Origin of the sequence: Thalassospira sp. UBA4513 (assembly GCF_002388495.1) — a bacterium.
GTDB classification, from domain to species: Bacteria; Pseudomonadota; Alphaproteobacteria; order Rhodospirillales; family Thalassospiraceae; genus Thalassospira; species Thalassospira tepidiphila.
In genome coordinates this window covers 102,034-122,504 of the sequence record NZ_DGMR01000039.1, presented here as the reverse complement: position 1 = coordinate 122,504, position 20,471 = coordinate 102,034, and the positions used below count along the sequence as shown (strand labels likewise).

The window sequence follows — 20,471 nt, the reverse complement described above, 5'->3', positions numbered from 1 at the left end:
TTAAATGTTTCTTTGCACTTTTGGCATAGGGGTAAAGTCAGGGGATTTTACCCATCTTCCGAATAACGGGACCGCGAACGGCGGACCACAGATCATGCTGGATTGACGACGACCATGTTTAACGCGCGCCTGGATCAATTGCCTGCCTATCCGTTTCCGCGATTGGCAACCCTGCTTGACGGGATCGAACCCGGTCAGCCGCCGCTTGTTATGTCGATCGGCGAGCCACAGCACGAACCGCCCGCCATGATCACCGAGGCAATGGTCAAACATGCCAGCCTTTGGCACAAATACCCGCCCGGCACCGGTACGCCGGAATTGCGCGACGCCATCAAAAACTGGCTTGATCGCCGCTATAACCTGCCCAAAGACATGATCGACCGTGATGATCACGTCCTGCCGGTCGCAGGCACGCGCGAGGCACTTTATCTGATTGCCACCACCGTCATTCCACAGGATCAACCGGGTCCTAAACCCAAGGTCTTGCTGCCCAACCCGTTCTATCAGGTCTATTGCGGCGCAGCGGTTTTGAATGACGCGGAAATGGTGCCGCTGGCAGCAGAGCCGGAAAACGGGTTCCTGCCCGATCTTGATCAGATTGATGCCAAGGATCTTGATGCCTGCGCGCTGTTCTTCCTTTGCTCGCCGGCCAACCCGCAAGGGGCGATTGCATCACGTGCGTACCTCGAACAGATCATTGCATTGGCGCGCAAGCATGACTTCGTGCTGGCCATGGATGAGTGCTATGCCGATATCTATGACAGCACCGCACCGACCGGCGCGCTTGAAATCTGTACCGCACAGGGTGGAAACATGGACAATATTCTTGTCTTCCACAGTCTTTCGAAACGATCCAGTGCGCCGGGTTTGCGTTCAGGCTTCGTTGCCGGTGATGCAAAGATCATCAAACGCTTTACCGCACTGCGCAGCTATTGCTCGGCCACCATTCCGATGCCGGTCATGGCCGCATCCACCGCACTTTGGAACGATGATGCCCATGCGGAGGCCAACCGGGATATCTATCGAGCCAAAATCGACATCGCCGAGGAAGTCTTTGGCAACCGGTTTGGCTTCTATCGCCCGCCCGGCGGATTTTTCCTGTGGCTTGATGTCGGCGATGATGAGGCCGCCACCCGAAAAATCTGGAAAGAATCCGGGGTAAAGGTCATTCCGGGCAGTTACCTGTCATTGACCGATGCCAATGGCGACAATCCGGGCAAACGGTTCATCCGCATTGCCTTGGTGCATGATCTTGAAACCACGCGGGAAGGACTGACCCGCATCGCTAAGGCATTGGAAAGCTAAACCGACGCTTCGCCCGACCAGAACAGCAGGACTTAACCAGAACGGATACCCAGATGAGCAGCCAGTCAAACACTCTTGGAACCGCATTCATGCCCGGCAGTCTCGTGACACTGCTCAAGCGCAGTGGTTTGCGGTTTTGCGGCCTGGGGCTGGTATTGCTGGCCATGGCCCTGTTCATCATGCTGATCGGTTTTCATCCCGGCGACCCATCGTTTAACCATGCCACGGACCGCACGACGATTTTTAATCCGTTGGGGATTGTCGGGGCCTATGGCGCGGATTTGATGCTGCGGACCCTTGGTCTGGCATCCGCACTGATTACCGTTTTGCTTGTCGCCTGGGGCCTGCGCCTGATTGCGGTCAAACCGTTCCGTTGGATGTGGGCACGTTTCCTTGTCTTGCCGCTGGCACTGCTTCTTGTCGCGGTTTCGGCAGCCGCCATTCAGCCGGGCATGCATTGGCCGCTGACGGTTGGTCTGGGCGGCTTTGCCGGTGATTTGCTGCTGGGCAAGCTTCAGGCCGGTTTTGCGATGATTGGGGTTCCCGGCGCACGGGCCCTGATCGCATTGGCATCCATGATGCTTGGTCTGGCACTGACGATCTTTTGTATGGCCTATTCCCTGTCTGAATGGGGACGGTTGGGCACGGCGCTGTCCTTTGCCGGCGGCAAGGTGATTGCAGGCATTCGTGCCATTATCCCGACTGGCAGCAACGATGAGCCGCTTGCCAAGCGTGCCCCGGGCTCGCGTCAGGAACCGTCGATGGACACAGGCAAGTCCAAGCTTGGCACGGCCATTTCAACCCGGAAATCTGAACCGGATGTTGCCGCGGATGATTATGACGAGTTTGACGACGATGACGATCACGAACCGCCGGTTCATATTGTCGCCGCGCCAGCCGCCAAGCTGCAACCAAGCCAGAAGGCCGCAGCGCAGCGTCAGGCATCGTTTGATCTGGGCTCGGATGAGTATCGTTTCCCACCGCTTGATCTGCTTGGTGAACCTGATCCGGCCGATGCCAACCAGATCGATCAGGAAGCCTTGGCACAGAATGCCCGTTTGCTTGAAACCGTGCTTCAGGACTTTGGCGTTAAGGGCGAGATCGTTCAGGTTCGCCCGGGCCCGGTTGTCACCCTTTATGAGCTCGAGCCCGCCGCAGGCGTCAAATCATCGCGCGTGATTGGCCTGGCAGATGATATTGCGCGTTCCATGAGTGCGATTGCCGCCCGTGTTGCCGTGGTGCCCGGACGCAACGTCATCGGGATCGAACTGCCAAACTCGCGCCGTGAAACCGTTCATCTGCATGAAATTCTGGCATCGAGTGATTTTGAAAAGAATACCGGCAAGCTCAATATGAGCCTCGGTAAGGATATCGGCGGCACGCCGGTCATTGCCGATCTGTCGAAAATGCCGCACTTGCTGATTGCCGGTACCACCGGTTCGGGTAAATCGGTTGGTGTGAACGCGATGATCTTGTCATTGCTCTATCGCCTAAAGCCTGAAGAATGCCGCTTCATCATGATTGATCCCAAGATGCTGGAACTGTCGATCTATGACGGCATTCCGCATCTTCTGACACCGGTCGTGACCGACCCGCACAAGGCGGTGGTTGCCCTGAAATGGGCCGTGCGCGAGATGGAAGACCGTTATCGCGCCATGAGCCAGGTCGGCGTGCGTAACATTGCGGGCTATAACAAACGCATTAAGGAAGCCGCCGCCAAGGGCGAACAGCTTACCCGACGTGTTCAGACCGGCTTTGATCCGGAAACCGGCAAACCGATCTTTGAAGATCAGGAACTGCCGATGGAGCCGCTGCCATTTATCGTCATCATCGTCGACGAAATGGCCGATTTGATGCTGGTTGCTGGCAAGGATGTGGAAGCCTCGATCCAGCGACTGGCACAGATGGCCCGTGCGGCTGGTCTGCACCTGATCATGGCGACCCAGCGTCCGTCAGTCGACGTGATTACGGGTACGATCAAGGCCAACTTTCCGACGCGTATTTCCTATTCCGTGACCTCGAAAATCGACTCGCGCACCATTCTGGGTGAAATGGGCGCCGAGCAACTTCTGGGTCAGGGGGATATGCTTTACATGGGTCAGGGTGGCCGGTTGCAGCGTGTCCACGGCCCGTTTGTTTCAGACGAAGAAGTCGAAAGCATCGTCAAGCATCTGCGCGATCAGGGCGACCCGGCCTATCTCGAAACCGTTACCGAAGAACCCGAAGAAGACCCGGTTGCAGCCTATATGGCCGGTGGTAATGCCGGGGCTGGTGGCGGCGGATCAGATGATGATCTTTACAATCAGGCAGTTGGTATTGTGCTTCGCGAGAAGAAGGCATCGACCAGCTTCATCCAGCGCAAGCTTTCAATCGGCTATAACCGTGCTGCCCGCATCATCGAGCAGATGGAAGAAAACGGCGTCGTTTCCGCCGCCAACCATGTCGGCAAGCGTGAAGTGCTGATGGAAAATATGGACGGTACGCCCTACGAGTATTGACCTGATCAGACTCGAATAGACGCTGCATACAAGCTGAATTCATAGAAGACCCTCACCTGTTTGGTGGGGTCTTCTTTTCCTCATGCAACCCAGAGATGTTTTGCATTACCATAATTAAAATTAAATATCTCTATTTTACAATGCGCTAAGATGAACGCCGGACTGCCGATTGGCATAAATCAACGACTACCTGCTCGGGAAACGCGATTTACGCACCTGGTTACCGTTCGCCCCAATTCACGTCGACGGAACGACAGAACAAGTAACAAGCAGGTGCGTCATGAAACTTTCGGACTACTCTTTAGCGTGGAAACTGCGCGGCGTTATGTTTCTGGTCGCTTTGGCACTCGCCGCAGTGTCGATCATCGACCTTTATTCCCTGTACACGACCATGATCAAGGACCGTCAGGAAACTCTGCGGTATGTTGTCGATCAATCAGCGTCGATCATTGATAATTTTGCCAACCGGGCAAAACAAGGCGAGTTTTCAGAAGAAGAAGCCAAAAAACTTGCTCTGGAAACGGTCAAGGCTCAGCGCTTTGACGGTGAAAACTATGTTTTCGTCGCGAGCCTCGATGGCACAATGGTCATGCATCCGATCAATGCGTCGCTGAATGGAAAGCCGGTCTCGGCGGTCAAGGACCCGACCGGTGCGACACCTGTTGCAGCGTTGGTTGAAGCTGCCCGTGCTCCTGAAGGCGGGTATGTCGATTATGTCTGGCCCCATCCCGAAAGCAAAGAAGTCACACCGAAACTCGGATACGCCAGAACAGCAGGCGACTGGGGCTTGGTTGTTTCTGCAGGAGTCTATATGGACGATGTCATGGCTGCATTCTGGCAGAGCACGACCATCGGCATCATCGTTTTTGTTGGCGTCCTTGTGATCATCTGCGGTCTTGGCTTTGCAGTCGAGAAAAGCACAACCGTGCCAATGCGCAAAATCACCGAAGCCCTGTCGCGGGTTGCAAAAGGCGATACTTCTGTCCAGACAGAGGGACAAGACCGCGGGGATGAAATTGGCGATCTTGCCCGTGCTCTTGAGGTTTTCCTCGAAAACCGTAAGAAAGCCGACCGCCTGCAAAAGCAACACGAAGAAGCCAATCAGGCACAGATCGAACGTGCGAAACGTATCGATGCACGCATCAAGGCGTTCGAGAACGATGTCGAAAGCAACCTGACTGTCGTCAACGCCGCCCTGTCGCAACTGCGCAGCACGGCATCCGAGATGGCCGGTCAGTCTGATCTGACCACCAGCAAGGCGGCCAATGTTGCCGCTGCCACCGAACAGGCTGCAACCAACGTCGATACCGTTGCCGCTGCTGCGGAACAACTGGCCGCAGCAATTGATGAAATCACATCTCAGGTTGCCCGCAGTTCGGAGATTGCGCAATCCGGTGCAGATGAGGCCGATGATGCCAGTGCAATCTTTGCTGAACTTGCCAACGCATCGGAAAAAATCGGTGAAGTCGTCGAACTGATCCAGTCGATTGCCGAACAGACAAACCTGCTTGCGCTCAATGCAACCATTGAGGCCGCCCGCGCTGGTGAGGCCGGCAAAGGCTTTGCCGTGGTCGCAGCCGAGGTCAAAAACCTTGCCAACCAGACCACCCGTGCGACTGAAGATATTGCCGGACACATCACAGGCATTCAGGAAAGCACCCAAGGTGCCCTTGGCGCGATTGAGCATCTTTCAGGGCGCATGAAGGAGCTTAATGAAGTGGCGGGCGGGATTGCAGCTGCGGTCAGCGAACAGGATGCGGCAACCGGTGAAATTGCGCGCAACGTCGCCGAAGCTGCGTCGGGCACAAAAGAAGTCGCCCACAACGTTGTCGGACTTCGCGAGTCTGCTGAAGAAGAACGCCAGGCATCTAACGAAGTCCTGCGCGCATCTGACAGCATGACCGACAAGTCGCAGGTTCTGCTGAGCCAAATTCAGGAATTCCTCAAGGATATCCGTGCTGCGTAACCTGCCCATTGCGGCAAAAAGACACCAAATGAAAAGGGGCAGGCTGTTTTGCAGCCTGCCCCTTTTCGTATTCTGTGATCCGATGAAGATCAGATCGACTGGTTGATCCAGTCGACAAGAGCGCTTTTCGGAAGTGCGCCGACTTTCATCGCAGCGACTTCGCCACCCTTGAAGATCATCAGGGTCGGGATGCCACGAACACCGTATTTCGCCGGGGTGTTCGGGTTTTCATCGATATTCACCTTGGCGATCTTGAGCTTGCCGCCCAGTTCACCAGCGATTTCATCGAGATATGGGGCAATCTGTTTGCACGGACCGCACCACTCAGCCCAGAAATCGACCAAAACCGGGTCGTTGGAACCCAGAACGTCGGTATCGAACGAACCGTCGGAAACTTTAATCGTGGTCATACTTTCAGATCCTAGTTGTTACGAGGCAAGGCGGGCGAACCCGCAAACCTCGATCCGCTTTATGAGGCCAAGGTAGGCAGCACTGACGCAAACGTCAAGCGCATTGGGCGATCCGCGCGAAAGCGATCTTCTTCAAAGCAGGCGTTCTGCAGAGTCGGTTCCCTAACCAAATGTCAGAATGTGATCGGGCAACTCTACCATCCACGGTCCATTGGTCCAGAGAATGAAACACCTGACCTTTTTGCCCGGATACATTTGCGCCAAGGCCGCGCGATAGATCGACATCTGGCGACGATAGGCACGCGGCGTGTTTTCGACATCGCGGGGCGGCGGACGATTGGTTTTGTAATCGACAATCATCACTTCATCATCGCGCACGACAAGCCGGTCAATCTGGGCCGAAACCACATCCCCGCCAACGATACCAACCAACGGCACCTCCGCGCGTGATCCCGGCGCAAATACCGGGGCAAAGGCCGGATTATCGAAAATACCCAGCGTTTCATTGGCGATTTCGACCTGCAGATCGGGATCAAGCGCATGGACGGGCTGGGCAAGGAAACGTTCGGCTGCCTTCTGGCGTGCCTGCTCCGGCAGGTCTGGCAGAAGTTCCAAAAGCTTATGGATCAGAAGACCACGCTTGAAGCTTTGTCCCTGATCGCCACCCAGCGGTGATTGAACAGCCGGTTCGTCTTCGAGCGGCCGACTGGGCGCCAGTGGCTTGGGCGGGAAGGATTCTTCTGGCGCAACTGCCCGAATTAATTGGCGTTTTACAGATTGTTTTGAATCCGAAATATCATCGGAACGGTCCTGTTTGGGCGCTTGACTTTGATCGGTTTCCCAGACCCAGCCTTCGCCTTCCCATCCCGATCCGGAATAAGTCGAAAGGTCGATTTGGGCCGGTTTGGCGTAGCCTTCCATCGCTTGGCTACACAGATTGTACCAGCAATGCTCTGGCGCCTTGCGCCGCCCCTGCCAGCCACAGATGTAAAGCCGGTCTTCCGCGCGTGTCAGGGCGACATACAGCAGGCGATTATATTCCTGATCGCGTTTAAGTGCGATGTCATCGCGCAGGCGCGCAACAAGATCGGTTTCAAGCGCCACCCGCGGCAGCCAGAACATCAGGTTGCGGTCTTCCTGCCAGAACAGGTTGGGGGCCTGTGTCGGCACCTGCATGGTATCGGGCAGGAATACAATGGGGGCCTGAAGCCCCTTCGCACCATGAACGGTCATGATGCGGACTTCATCGCGCCCGCTTTGTTCAAGGTCACGCTTGATTTCGGCGTCACCTGCCATCAGCCAGTGCAGGAAGCCCTGAAGCGTTGGCGCATGATCAGCCTCATAGCCCATGGCGAGGTTAAGGAATTCGTCAATCGGGTCGTTGGCCTCGATCCCCAGACGACCCACCAGGCGGGCTCGGACACCACGCGCTTCCTCACCGCGACCGCCAAGCAATTCGGCATAAAGTTCAAACGGTCGTTCGTAATCAACCCGGCCCAGCCACTTGAACAGGAAGGCATAGGCGCGCGCAAACGGTGATCCGTCTTCAACCAAAGCCGCCTTTTCTCGCAGCGCATGCCACAGGGTTCTGGGGCGGTTATGGGCAATTTCAAACAACTGATCATCATCAAGACCGATCAGCGGACTTTTAAGCACCTCGGCCAGTGTCAGGTCATCTTCGGGCATCAACAGGAACCGGCCGAATGCGACCAGATCCATCACGGCGAGCTGATCGGTGATTTGCATGCGGTCAACACCGGCGACCGGAACGTTGCGTTCCTTTAGCGCCTTGACGACCTCATCTACAAAGGCGGTACGACGGCGCACAAGGATCATGAAATCACCTGCACGCACCGGACGGCCACGCGATGTCAGGATTTCCTTTTCATCAATCGCAAGGCGGATGCGCCCGGCAATGACGCGGGCAAGGCGGATTTCCGGATCTTCAAGGCGGACAATGCGGGTTGGCGGTGTCCAAGGGTCTTCGGGTGCGCGTTCTTCGGGCTCAACCGCAGGCCAAAGTTCAATCCGCCCGGCCTGCCCGACACGGAATGGACTGTGCTGCACGTCTGCTCCGTCATCACCCACACCCTGCCGTGCCACCGGACCGGCAAACACACGATCCACCGTGCCCAGCACCGCATCGGTGGACCGGAACGAGATGTTCATCGGAACTTCGCGCCAGTCGGCGGCAATTTCACGCGCCCGTTCACGGAAGTAGCGGCGCATTTCGGCAAACTTTTCGGGATCAGCGCGCTGGAAACTATAGATCGATTGTTTCGCGTCACCGACGGCAAAGATGGTGCGGGGCTTATCGGCATGACGCCCGGCGTCGATAAAGAATTCCTCGGCCAGAATACGCACAACTTCCCACTGTTCGGGGTTGGTATCCTGCGCCTCGTCAATCAGAACGTGATCAAGGCCTTCGTCCAGTTTGAACAACACCCAGCCGGCAATCCCGGCCTGACGTTGCAAAAGCTGCAAACTGGTCAGGATCAGGTCATCGTAATCAAGACGCGCATGCAGGGCCTTTTTGGTGGCGTAGCGATCAAGCATCGCATTGCCGATGGTGATTAGCGCCGATGTCGCACCGGCCATTGCGGCGGCCTTGCGTTGGCGATCGACCTCGACCAGACGCGCGCATTCCTGTTCAAGCGCATCGGCCCCCATCGGGTGATTTTCGGCTGCCCCTTTGGTAATCAGTTTGGCGCGCGGTTCACCCGCCGTGGTGAAGAAAACGCTGCGATATTCGTTAAACACCGCAAGGCGGTCTTCGACATTCGTCTTTTCAAGAAATTGCGCCAATGCCGGCACGCGTGCAGTATCGGTTTTGGTTCCGGCCTCAAGTGCTGCCAGCCCCCACATCAAGCCATCGCGGTCAAAGGCATCATCGGAAAGCGCCTTGGTCAGGATGGTTTCATCATCAAGTCCGACCGGCACCCCAAGCGCCTTATAAACCGCATCGCGCATGCGTTTGGCCCCGCCCAGATTGGCCAGCATGCGCTTCAGGCGACCACGTTCGCGGGCAAGCTCGCTCATGACCTCGCCAAAGGCACCTTCGCGGACCTGTCCGGTGACGACCGACAGGGCATGGGCCAGATCATCATCACGGCCGGTTCGGGCGAATGCCAGGACCTCTTCCTGCACATCGGCCATGGTTTCAGCGGCTGTGCGGTCATCCATGATTTCAAAATGCGGCGCCAGACCGGCTTCCAGTGGAAAACGGCGCAACAGCGACTGACAGAAGGCATGAATGGTCTGGATCTTCATTCCGCCCGGCGCATCCAGCACACGGGCAAAAAGCTGGCGCGCGCGGATGGTTTCATCGGCACTGGGTGCTGCACCGGCAAGATTGGCAAGATCGGCTTGAAGGTCGCGATCTTCCATGGTGGCCCATAGACCCAACCGTTCATTCACACGGTTGGCCATTTCGGCCGCCGCAGCCTTGGTGAAGGTCAGACACAGAATGCGATGCGGCTCGGTACCCGAAAGCATCAGGCGCAAGACGCGGTCAGACAGCACCTTGGTCTTGCCCGCTCCGGCTGAGGCCGACACCCAGACCGATGCGGTCGGATCGGATGCATTGCGTTGCAGGACGTTGGGATCAGTTCCGCGCATTTCGGTCATGATTCATCCCCTTCGCCAACATCCTGTTTTTCTTCGATGTTAGCGCTATCATCCGCATCCTCGCTGCCCATCCATTCACGCAGGCGGGCAAGATGGACATAGTCGGAATATTTCGGCGCGTGATCGGGATGCGGAACACTGAGATAGGGCGTTTCAGGATCGGCAAAGGCCGCCGCCAACCCATTCACACCTTCCACCGCCGCGTGGGCGAGTTCGGCCGGGGTCGTTTTCATGCGGCCCGTGTTGATTTCAACGATCTCACCTGCCGGATCACCACCGGATAGTTTCCAGAAAGCCATGCTGGCCGGGGGACCGGCGGGCACATCGCCAAAACCGCCCTTTTCGGCAATCGCGGCTTCAAGCGGCAGTTGCGGCGCAAAGCCGTTGGCAACATCGCCCTGACTGGGTGGTGCGCCGGTTTTATAATCAATGATCGCAATCCCGCCATCGCGCAGCTGATCAATGCGGTCGGCACGGGCATAGACCTGAAAACCGCTGCTGGTATCAAGGGTTCCGGCCTGCTCGGTATAGGATTTACGCACGGCATCGCGTCGGGCGGCTTCGGTCTGGATGAACCATTTGGCGATGCGCTCGAACCGTGGCCACCAGAAGGCCCAAAGACCGGGACGTGCCGCAAGCGGTTTGAACACTTCGCGACCAATGATCAGCAATTCATGTTCGCCATCCGGTGGCAAATGTTCGGGATGGCGGGCGATGAACTGATCAAGGGCGTCGTGGATCAGGTTGCCGTAATCGGCGGCACCAGGATCTTCGTCGATACCATCAAGCTTGCGCAGGCCAAGGATGTGACGGGCATAAATCGCATAGGGATCACGCATCCAAGTTTCGATCTGGGTGACCGACAATCGATCCGGCCTCGCCGATACAGGCGGTTTGGGGGCCGGGCGTCCGATCTTGATCCGCATGCTTGAGGCCGGTTCATCAATAAGATCAGCCAACGCACGCCACTCGGCCGCATCGGGCTTTTCCATCGAAACGCCCGATTTACGCAGAATGTTTTCAATGCGTAACAACCAGCGTGACGGCACGGTCGGCGTGCCTTCGATACGCAGCGCACGGGTCATCACCACATCGGGCGAACAAAACAGTTGCTGGAAATCATGGGCCGATTGCCCAACCCGGTGTTCGGGGGCCGGCAAGCCGAAATTGCGCCGCATCGGGCGGCTCATCCACGGATCGGCCCCGGCTTCGGGCGGCCAGACGCCCTCATTAAGCCCGCCTAAAATGGTCAGATCAGCCTGCTGCATTTGGGCTTCGACCGTGCCCCAAATAAACAGGCGCGGATGTTTGCCATAACGCGGACGCACGGCACGATCCGCCATCAGGGCATCGAGAAACGCGCTATACCGATTGCCCGGCATCGGCGCAAAATCCGTCAGCGCATTAAGCAATTCATGAACAAAATCCGCCAATGCCTCACCCGCTTCGCCGCGCCACAGGCGATCCGCGCCGGTTTGGGTGTCGCTGGCTGCCAGTGCCTCGGCCGCCGTAACATGACTGCGCAGCAGATGAACTGGCGCATGAGCTTTATCGCCGTTCAGATCATCAATCGGATCAAGGCAGGTTTTAATGCGTTCCACCAGATCACTAAGGCGCGCATGATCATCACGGATGCGCTCAATCCGGCCCGTCACGCTATCTGATCCGGACGTGCTAATGCGGGTGACTGTATCTTCGCACCAGCCATCAAGTGCGATTTGCAAACCATCCAGCCCCGGACCCGGTCGGGCACCGCGCAGGACTTCCTTTTCCAGAAGACGGGTCAGAACCCGGAAGCTTTCCGGTGACAGACCCGCCGCCGAGAGCGGATGTTTCAGCAACTCCAGCAACGGAACAGGGGCAAATTCCTCCTGCACGGCACGCACGACAAGGCGCAGATAGATTGCCGGTGCCGTGTCGTGCAGCGGGATACCGGCCGAGTCATCAATTTCGACCTCCCACCGACGCAGTTCGGTGGCGACACGCCGGGCAAGGCCACGATCTGGCGTGACCAGCGCGCAGGTCTTTTCGGGATGTTCGAGCGCCTCGCGCATCATAAGGGCAATGGTGGTTGCCTCTTCACGCGCACCCGAACAATCCACACGCAAAACGCCATCCATCACATCCGGGCTAAATCCGGTGATGTGACGCCAGTGATGGGTGGTTTTGGCCGGTCGCAACGCCTCGCGGGCCAGACGGCGGCGCTCGATCGTGGCATCACTTTCCGCGTCAAGGGCGGGCCATGGCAGCACACTGTCAGCATGACGGCCAATATGGCCCAACGTCTTGCCCAAAAGGTGTTGCGGATGGGCGGCATCATCGGCAATCGCCGCCCAGTCTTCGTGACCAAGTCCCGTCATCAGACCGGGCAGGACCACACGGCCCTGTGGCATGGCCAATACCGCCTTCATCAAATCCCGCAAGGCGGGGAAAGGGCCGGTTGAGCCGACAATCAGCACCGGCGTTTCGGGCGGGTTTTCTTCCCATAGATCTATCTGTGCGGCAATCAGGGCATTGCGCCGCATGGCCCGGTCACTGACATCCTGAGAAGCCAAAATACCCGGCCAGTGGATGGTCAGGATCTGCAGGAATTCAAGGGTGAGCTGCCAGTGTTCGGCGAATTCTTCGGGTACCAGTCCCTTGAGATCGTCAAAGTCGCAGTTTTCCGTTTGCACCTGATCCAGAAAGCGTGCGAGTTCGCCGGCAAGACGGGCGGCCTGATCGGCAGTTGGTTTTTCACCGCGATGATCAGGGCGGCCCATGATCAGCTGGGTCAGTAACAATTTACGTTGGAGATCGGGGATGGCGGGCGGCAGATCAAGGGCAGCTTGTTCACCACCCGCACCATAAATCGCCAATTCATCCTCATCCGCCTCGCCCAGTGGACGAATGGTCGGAAGCAGGGTAACCGCGCCTTGCGACTGCCGTAAAAAGGCATCGCGCATTACCTTGGCCGAACGCCGGTTGGGCACCATCAGAACATAGTCGGGCAAGGTATCTGGCTGATCGGCGGTTTCTGCCATCAGTTGTTTGGCGATCAGATCGGCAAAGGCAACGCCGGGCGGAATGAAAAACAGGTTTGAGGGCGGCGTTGCCTCCCCCGCGAAGGAAGCTTCGTCATATTCGGGCGCGTCCATGTAATCAAACAGGTCGGCCATCAAACTCCCCCGGATGCGGCTTTCTTGGCGCGCTCAATTTCAAGCGCCTTTGCGATGACTGGTTCGGACTCCTTGAGCGCCTCTGGCGTGCCGATGTGGAAATATCCGCCATCATGGACCAGACCATAACACCGACCAGTGGCAAGCGCCTTGTCATAAACGACATTCAGTGACCAGGCGCCATCGGGCGTATCTTCAAACAGGTGCGGTGCCAATATTTGCACCCCGGTAAAAAAATACGGGGCCTCGGGTGCTTCACCGCGCCGTTTCAGCCGCCCATCCACCTGCCAAAAGAAATCCCCTGCCCCATCATAGCCATAGCCATCTGCCACCGGATAGAGGGCCAGAAGCGCATCCATGTGATCGGGGTCAAAGGCATTGATCAGGCGATCAAACAGCGGTTCTGCCCCCTCGGTCCAAAAAACATCGGCATTGGCAATCAGGATCGCGTCTTCGTTGAGTTTCGAGAGCGCATTTTTTACCCCGCCGCCGGTTTCAAGCAGGTCTTCCTCGGGCGAGGTCACAATGGCGGGGGCAGTTCTATTGGCCACATGATCAATGATCTGTTGCCCAAGATAGTGCGAATTGACCACTGCCTGCGTGACACCGGCGTTTGCGAGTTTATCAAGCACATGATCAAGCATCGGCTTGCCCGCGACCGATATCAGCGGCTTTGGAATGGTATCGGTGATCGGGCGCATGCGTTTGCCAAGGCCAGCGGCCAGAACCATGGCCTGTGCCTTTATTTCCGGTGCGCTCATGATTGTGCCTCTTTGCCTGACAGGTTCTGGGTTTTGGCAAGTGCCGGAGCGCTGCGCGCATCGGACGGAATATGGACATCCACCCAATCCTGAAGGGCTGGCAGGTTTTCTGCCGCCCCGCGCAAGATCATGTCCCAGCAGCGCGGGATGTAGTCGAAATAGCGCGTCTTTCCGGCCTTGATCGCAAGCCAGCCAAACCGGCCAAGGATGCGGAAATTGCGCACCATCGAGGTTGCAATATAGGCCGTTTCGAAATCAGAACGATCAACATCAGGGAACGCGGCGAGATAGAATTCCTTCATCCGCGCTTCAAGGTCCGGGCCGATATCATGGCGCACATCGCGCAGAAGCGACGCCAGATCATAGGGCCGTGGTGCAATGGCCGCGTCCTGAAAATCAATGATGCCGCAGTCATCGCCGCCATCACCATTTTCAACCAGCATCAGGTTATCGACGTGATAATCGCGGTGAATGATCACCTCACCCACCTGCCAGCAAAGTGGCAGCACGGTTTCAAGAAGCTGATCAAAGGCCGTGCTTGCCGCATCACGCTTGGCCGCGTCCGGGATGATCAGTGGCAAGTAATCGGCCTTGAAGCTGGCAAGCATCCGACGCAGGTTTTCCGGGCCATAGCGCACCAGACCGCAATCATTCATCCCGCCCCCGTCGCAGAAGCGATGCAGGGTGATCAGCTGTTCGATAGCACGCAGATAAAGCGTATCCTGCGTTGTGCCATCCAGCATCGCACTGCCCATGAGCGCCTCGGTAAAGGTGATGTCACCAAAATCCTCGATCAGGACCAAGCCGCGCTTTTCATCCGCCTCATAGATTTCGGGTACCCGCCAACCGGCCTGTTTGAACAGATTTGTGGTTTTCAGAACTGGTGAAACAGAGGCCGGACGTTCGGGATTGTCATAAATGCCATGCGGATCGACATGAATGGCCGTCGGCGGAAAATCCATCAGAAGGGCGGTGTCATGGCGCCGTTCAAGGCGGAAATATTTCCGCGCCGAGGCATCATCGACAAGTGGCATGACCTGCGCGGTCTGCCAGCCACAGGTGACGAGAAAATCCTGCCGTTCAGCGTTGCGGCGTTCCTGATCGGGGCTTGCGCGGTTCATGACGGGCTTACCACCAGATCATTGATCCGTGCATCCCAGTCTTCACCATGCGGCTCAAGCTTGAACACACGGCCATCAGGGCTCGATCCGGGTTCGACATGAATATCAAGACGATTTTCCGGGGTCAGATATTCCAACCGATCCGGCCATTCGATCAGGCTGACGGCATCGGAAAAGGCGTCCTCGATATCAAGTTCGTGGACTTCTTCGGGATCAGACAAGCGATACAGGTCAAAATGCCAGACCGGCACACGATCAAGTTCATAGATCTGAACCAGTGTGAAAGTCGGACTGGGGACTTCTTCGTTCGGGTTATCGGCCACCGCGCGAATGAAGGCACGGCAAAACGCACTTTTGCCCATGCCGAGTGTCCCATGCATCAAAATCACGTCCCCTGCCCTGGCAACAGCGGCAAGTTTGGCGGCAAGGGCTTCGGTCCCGTTCTGATCGCTGACAGTGACTGTCCTGGTCATGATGTCCGTCTTTTGAATGGCTCTTGCCTTCTGTTTTAGGGGGTTGATGCGGCACTTCGCAATGATTTTGCGAAGCCGATTGGGACGTGTGGTTCAAATCACGGCGCAAACCCGGAAAAAGGCCGGTTTACATTGCGATATCGTGTTCCAGATGCTATCTGGCTGCATAAGAAATCCCGCACACCGCCGGGCTTGGGGGCAGCCCCCTACCCAAATTTGATTTTATTTGGATGGAATAAGTATGTCAGACGCATCGCATAGCACAGATATTGCCATTATTGGCGCAGGCCCGGTCGGGCTTTTTGCGGTTTTCGAAGCCGGTATGCTGGGGCTTAAATCCCATGTGATTGACGCGCTTGATATGGTCGGCGGCCAGTGCAGCGCACTTTATCCGGAAAAGCCGATTTTCGACATTCCGGCCCATCCGCAAATTGCCGGTCAGGATCTTATTCACGAGCTTGCCAAACAGGCTGACCCGTTCGAGCCGACCTATCATCTGGGTCAGCAGGTCACCAAGCTTGAGAAACGCGATGATGGCCGTTTCACGCTGGTCACCACGAAGGGCACGGTCATTGATGCTGGTGCGGTTGTGATTGCGGCTGGTTGCGGTGCCTTTGGCCCGAACAAACCGCCGATGGATGGCCTTGAAGAGTATGAAGGATCGGGTGGTGTTCAGTATTACGTCAAACGTCGTGCCGACTTCGCTGGCAAGAACGTCGTGATTGCCGGTGGCGGTGACTCGGCTGTCGACTGGGCCCTGTCGCTTCATGACATCGCCGCGAAGGTGATGGTGGTTCATCGTCGCCCGAAATTCCGTGCGGCCCCTGACAGCAGTGCAAAACTGCAGGCGCTCGCCGAGGCGGGCAAGATCGAGATGGTCATCCCCTATCAGCTTAAGGGGCTTAAGGGTGAAAATGGCATCCTGTCGCACGTGGTTGTCGCGACGCTCAAGGGCGAAGAGCGCGAGCTTGAAGCCGATCACCTTCTGCCGTTCTTTGGCCTTGCCATGGAACTCGGTCCGATTGCCGATTGGGGCCTTAATCTTGAGAAAAACCATATCGGCGTGAAACAGGCGACGATGGAAACATCCGTCCCCGGCATCTTTGCCATCGGCGATATCGCGACCTATGAGCACAAGCTTAAACTGATCCTGTCGGGCTTTGCCGAAGGTGCAAGTGCGATCCATGCTGCACGCGCCTATATGTTCCCGGACAAGGAATTCCATTTCGAATATTCGACCACGACGGGTGTTCCGAACGAATAACCCGACATTTGGTCAAAGTTTTCAAGGAAGCGCACCATGGCCACAAAACATCCCGAACATCCTGGGGGTTGTCTTTGTGGCGCGGTGCGCTTTGTTGCGTCCGGGGAGCCGATTGGCGGCAATCACTGCCATTGCGGCATGTGTCGCAAGGATAGCGGTTCGGGTGTTTCGACCTTTGTCGCGTTCCCGACCAATGCCATCACATGGGATGGCAAGCCGCGCGAATATGAAAGCTCGCCTGGCAAATATCGCGGATTTTGCCCAACATGCGGATCGAGCATCACCTGGTGCAAGGGCGATGATGACAGCTTCATCGATTTCCGATTGGGCACCTTTGATGACCCACGCCCGTTCAAGGCCAAAAAGCATCTTTGGATGAGCTCGGCACTGCCGAGCTTTGCTGTCATTGATCCGGAGATCGAGCATTTCGATTAAGCGCGACGATCCCTGGCCCTTTTTAAAGTACTGAAGCTTGTTCCTGCCAAACTGGTGACATCACAGGTACCGGACAAAAGAAACTTGTCTCTGGCCCTCGGGGCTCAATCATGACAGGCTGCAAAATTCTACCAAGAGTAGAATTCGCACAGATCATCATCAGGGGAACGAAATGAGCGACCAGAATGAGGGCGACCAACCGAACAGCCGCTGAAAGATGAATATGCGCAAACTGATGCTGTTTGGTTCAGGTACGCTTCTGCTTGGCACGTTACTGATGATGGTGACATTCCAAACCACCTTTCAGATGATGATGCATGGACGCTCTGCTGGCAGCTTCATCATTGTCATTGGTACAGCCGTTGCGATCGGCCTTTTGGTCGCCGGTTCGACCATCATATCAAAATGGGTATCCCGCAAGGTTGAGGCTATTCTCGAGGAGTAAGCCTGGCCTCTTGCGCGGCTTCGCCGTTTGACGTCAAGTATCTCACAAATATAGCGTCTAGAAGTTCGGCTGTGTCTTAGAGCTTCACCGACACGCCAAGGTGCTCGGCCAAAACGCTCACGATCATGCCGTGATCTTCGTGCGATGCGAGTCCGGATACTGTAATCGCGCCAATCACGCCGACACCGGCAACACGGACCGGGAAGCTGCCGCCGTGATCGGCATAGTCGGCAAAATCGATCCCGTGATCGGCAAGGGTTTTGCCCTTGGCCTTAAGCTCCGCGCCAAAGCGCATCGAGCTTTGATGTTCACGTAGCACCAGATTGCTTTTACGACGCGCCCAAGCATCGTTGGCCGGCTTGGCACCGGCAAGGGATGCGTGAAACAGGGTGCGGTCCGGGGTGCGGATATTGATGGCAACCGGGGCGTTTTTGGCCTGTGCGACGCCGACCAGTTTGGAGCCGATTGACCAGGCAGTGTCTTCGTCAAAGCGGTCAAACACCAGAACGTCTTCCTGCTTGGCGAGCAATTCCAGATCCATCGGGGACTCCTTGGGCAATTGGTTGGGCTGCGTCCATCCATAGCGCAGCAGGTTAGCCTCTGAAAACAGCAAAGAAAAAAGGCTGCATCAACAATGTGATACAGCCTTTGTTTCGAAATCGTAATTTTGGCTTACTTGTCGTCGCCCATCTTGAGCGCATTGATAAAGGCCGATTGCGGAATTTCGACCTTGCCGAACTGACGCATCTTTTTCTTACCGGCCTTCTGTTTTTCAAGCAGCTTGCGTTTACGCGAAACGTCACCACCGTAACATTTTGCCGTCACGTCCTTACGCAGGGCAGAAACGGTTTCACGGGCAATCACCTTGCCACCAATGGCGGCCTGAATGGCGATGCGGAACATCTGGCGCGGGATCAGGTCCTTAAGACGCTTACAGATCTCACGGCCGCGATATTCAGCCGCCGAACGGTGAACCATCAGGGCCAGTGCATCGACCGGCTCTTCGTTCACAAGGATGGAAACCTTGACCAGATCGCTTTCATCGTAACCCGCGATCTCGTAATCGAAGCTGGCATAGCCGCGAGAAATCGACTTCAGACGGTCATAGAAATCAAACACCACTTCGTTGAGCGGCAGTTTGTAAACCGCCATTGCCCGGTTGCCGACATAGGTCAGGTCAAGCTGAACACCACGGCGTTCGGTGCAAAGGGTCAGGATACCGCCAAGATATTCGTCCGGCACCATGATCGATGCCTTGATCCACGGCTCTTCAATGGCCTTGATCTTGGTAACGTCCGGGAAATCGGCCGGGTTATGCAGCAGGATTTCTTCGCCCTTGCTCAGCGTGATCTTATAGGACACGGACGGTGCAGTGGTGATCAGATCAAGCTCGAACTCGCGCTCAAGACGTTCCTGAATGATTTCAAGGTGCAAAAGACCCAGGAAACCACAACGGAAACCAAGACCAAGTGCGGTCGAGTTTTCCGGTTCGAACTGGAAGGACGCGTCATTGAGATGCAGCTTTTCAAGCGCATCGCGCAGCACTTCATATTCACTGGTATCAACCGGGAAAATACCACAGAACACAACCGGGATGGACGGCTTGAAACCGGCCAGCGGCTTGGCGCAGGGACGTTTTTCTTCGGTAATCGTGTCACCGACTTCACATTCCGCCACGGTTTTCATACCGCAGTTGATAAAGCCGATTTCACCCGGCCCCATTTCATCAATCGCAAGCGGCTTTGGCGTGAACACACCAACGCGTTCGATCTGATGGGTGACCTTGGCGTTCATGAAGCGGACTTTCTGACCCTTTTTGAGGGTGCCTTCCTTCACGCGCACGAGAATCATCACACCGAGATAAGTGTCATACCAGCTATCAACCAGAAGAACTTCAAGCGGTGCGTTCGCATCGCCGGTCGGCGCCGGAAGACGGTGCACCAGTGCTTCAAGCACGTCAGGCACGCCCAGGCCGGTTTTGGCCGAGATCATCACAGCATCAGACGCATCGATGCCGATCACTTCTTCGATCTGTTCCTTGACCTGATCGGGTTCGGCTGCCGGAAGGTCAACCTTGTTCAGGACCGGTACGATTTCGTGATTGTTTTCAATCGCCTGATAGACGTTGGCGAGGGTCTGGGCTTCCACACCCTGTGCGGCATCAACCACCAGAAGCGACCCTTCGCAGGCTGCGAGCGAGCGTGACACTTCATAGGCAAAGTCAACGTGACCCGGCGTGTCCATCAGGTTGAGCGTATATTCCTGCCCATCCTTGGCGGTGTATTTCAGTCGCACGGCCTGGGATTTGATGGTGATGCCACGTTCACGTTCGATATCCATCGAATCGAGAACCTGATCGGCCATTTCACGTTCGGTCAGGCCACCGGTCAACTGGATCAGGCGGTCGGCCAGGGTTGATTTACCGTGGTCGATATGGGCGATGATCGAAAAGTTACGAATGTTCTTAAGGTCAGTCATTTTTGGCTGCTTCTGGCACTAAAATTGGCTGGCATTTCGCCGCGTGGCACATTGTTTCGAAACGGTGTGATCACCAGATACCCGGTTGATACATAACGCGCAAATGGAACTCTTTCCAATATATCCCCTGCCCCGTCAGCCAGCCAATTTCGGCAGCGACATCAGGCCTTATCGCATCACGGATGCAAAAGGGCACGATCGGAAAAACCAGCATTGCGCGATCATTGCATCGTTCGGGAAATCGGTTCTGATATATCCCGGATCAATCACCAGCGGGTTTATAGGGGTTTTTGCACGGAATTAGAAGCGTTGTGTTATGTTCACGGCGTCTGTGAATAACCTGCAGTCCGGCACGGCCATCACTTGTCGGAACGTGATCACGTTAAGGGTCTTGGTCACGAGATGTCGGGTGCATCACAAAACAGGCCTTTAACGCTTACATTCATTTGTTTGCATCCTTTTCAACCGCGCGAAAAGGTCTTAAATTTCAAGGTTGAGGAAACCATAACTCTGTCTGGCAGGGGCACGCC

Annotated in this window: 14 protein-coding genes; 6 read left to right on the top strand and 8 right to left on the bottom strand. The window is 56.3% G+C overall.

Going from position 1 to position 20,471, the window contains the following annotated elements; genetic code table 11:
* Window positions 1-114 precede the first annotated feature (114 nt).
* From B2T33_RS17500 to B2T33_RS17490, 3 genes are all read left to right on the top strand, one after another.
* A complete protein-coding gene (locus tag B2T33_RS17500; protein WP_197146197.1) occupies window positions 115-1,305 on the top strand; it encodes an aminotransferase class I/II-fold pyridoxal phosphate-dependent enzyme in 1,191 nt (396 codons plus the stop codon).
* Between the two features lie 53 nt (window positions 1,306-1,358).
* Complete coding sequence (locus B2T33_RS17495; RefSeq protein ID WP_197146198.1) at window positions 1,359-3,803, top strand: DNA translocase FtsK; 2,445 nt, start codon at window positions 1,359-1,361, stop codon at window positions 3,801-3,803.
* 280 nt (window positions 3,804-4,083) lie between these two features.
* Window positions 4,084-5,769: a methyl-accepting chemotaxis protein gene (locus B2T33_RS17490; RefSeq protein ID WP_286792734.1), complete on the top strand. Its 1,686-nt coding sequence runs from the start codon at window positions 4,084-4,086 to the stop codon at window positions 5,767-5,769.
* 89 nt (window positions 5,770-5,858) lie between these two features.
* On the opposite strand, the gene trxA is transcribed toward B2T33_RS17490, so the two are convergent.
* The 6 genes from trxA to tsaE all read right to left on the bottom strand — a co-directional run bounded on the left by trxA (window position 5,859) and on the right by tsaE (window position 15,319).
* Window positions 5,859-6,179, bottom strand: a complete 321-nt coding sequence (gene trxA, locus B2T33_RS17485) for a thioredoxin TrxA (RefSeq protein ID WP_008888557.1) — start codon at window positions 6,177-6,179, stop codon at window positions 5,859-5,861.
* Window positions 6,180-6,341: 162 nt separating this feature from the next.
* Window positions 6,342-9,806: a double-strand break repair helicase AddA gene (addA, locus tag B2T33_RS17480; RefSeq protein ID WP_286792733.1), complete on the bottom strand. Its 3,465-nt coding sequence runs from the start codon at window positions 9,804-9,806 to the stop codon at window positions 6,342-6,344.
* Window positions 9,803-12,964: a double-strand break repair protein AddB gene (addB, locus tag B2T33_RS17475; RefSeq protein ID WP_286792732.1), complete on the bottom strand. Its 3,162-nt coding sequence runs from the start codon at window positions 12,962-12,964 to the stop codon at window positions 9,803-9,805. Before addB ends, addA begins: the two co-directional genes overlap by 4 nt.
* Complete coding sequence (locus tag B2T33_RS17470) at window positions 12,964-13,725, bottom strand: nucleotidyltransferase family protein (RefSeq protein WP_286792731.1); 762 nt, start codon at window positions 13,723-13,725, stop codon at window positions 12,964-12,966. Before B2T33_RS17470 ends, addB begins: the two co-directional genes overlap by 1 nt.
* Complete coding sequence (locus B2T33_RS17465; RefSeq protein WP_286792730.1) at window positions 13,722-14,846, bottom strand: aminoglycoside phosphotransferase family protein; 1,125 nt, start codon at window positions 14,844-14,846, stop codon at window positions 13,722-13,724. The genes B2T33_RS17470 and B2T33_RS17465 overlap by 4 nt, the downstream gene beginning before the upstream one ends.
* Entirely contained in the window at window positions 14,843-15,319 is a 477-nt protein-coding gene (tsaE, locus tag B2T33_RS17460) for a tRNA (adenosine(37)-N6)-threonylcarbamoyltransferase complex ATPase subunit type 1 TsaE (RefSeq protein WP_197146203.1), read from the bottom strand. The genes B2T33_RS17465 and tsaE overlap by 4 nt, the downstream gene beginning before the upstream one ends.
* A gap of 241 nt (window positions 15,320-15,560) precedes the next feature.
* Between tsaE and B2T33_RS17455 the strand changes: the two genes are divergently transcribed.
* The 3 genes from B2T33_RS17455 to B2T33_RS17445 all read left to right on the top strand — a co-directional run bounded on the left by B2T33_RS17455 (window position 15,561) and on the right by B2T33_RS17445 (window position 17,463).
* On the top strand, window positions 15,561-16,583 hold the full coding sequence (locus B2T33_RS17455; RefSeq protein ID WP_008888563.1) for an NAD(P)/FAD-dependent oxidoreductase: 1,023 nt from the start codon (window positions 15,561-15,563) through the stop codon (window positions 16,581-16,583).
* A gap of 36 nt (window positions 16,584-16,619) precedes the next feature.
* Window positions 16,620-17,018 (top strand): GFA family protein, encoded by a 399-nt coding sequence (locus B2T33_RS17450; protein WP_197146204.1) that lies wholly within the window; start codon window positions 16,620-16,622, stop codon window positions 17,016-17,018.
* A gap of 223 nt (window positions 17,019-17,241) precedes the next feature.
* Window positions 17,242-17,463 (top strand): hypothetical protein, encoded by a 222-nt coding sequence (locus B2T33_RS17445; protein ID WP_286792729.1) that lies wholly within the window; start codon window positions 17,242-17,244, stop codon window positions 17,461-17,463.
* A 76-nt stretch (window positions 17,464-17,539) separates the two neighbouring features.
* On the opposite strand, the gene B2T33_RS17440 is transcribed toward B2T33_RS17445, so the two are convergent.
* Entirely contained in the window at window positions 17,540-18,004 is a 465-nt protein-coding gene (locus B2T33_RS17440; protein ID WP_286792728.1) for a heme-degrading domain-containing protein, read from the bottom strand.
* 131 nt (window positions 18,005-18,135) lie between these two features.
* Window positions 18,136-19,941 carry a translation elongation factor 4 gene (gene lepA / locus B2T33_RS17435; protein ID WP_064780089.1) on the bottom strand — a complete coding sequence of 602 codons (1,806 nt, stop codon included), beginning with the start codon at window positions 19,939-19,941 and terminating at the stop codon, window positions 18,136-18,138.
* Between the last annotated feature and the right edge of the window lie 530 nt (window positions 19,942-20,471).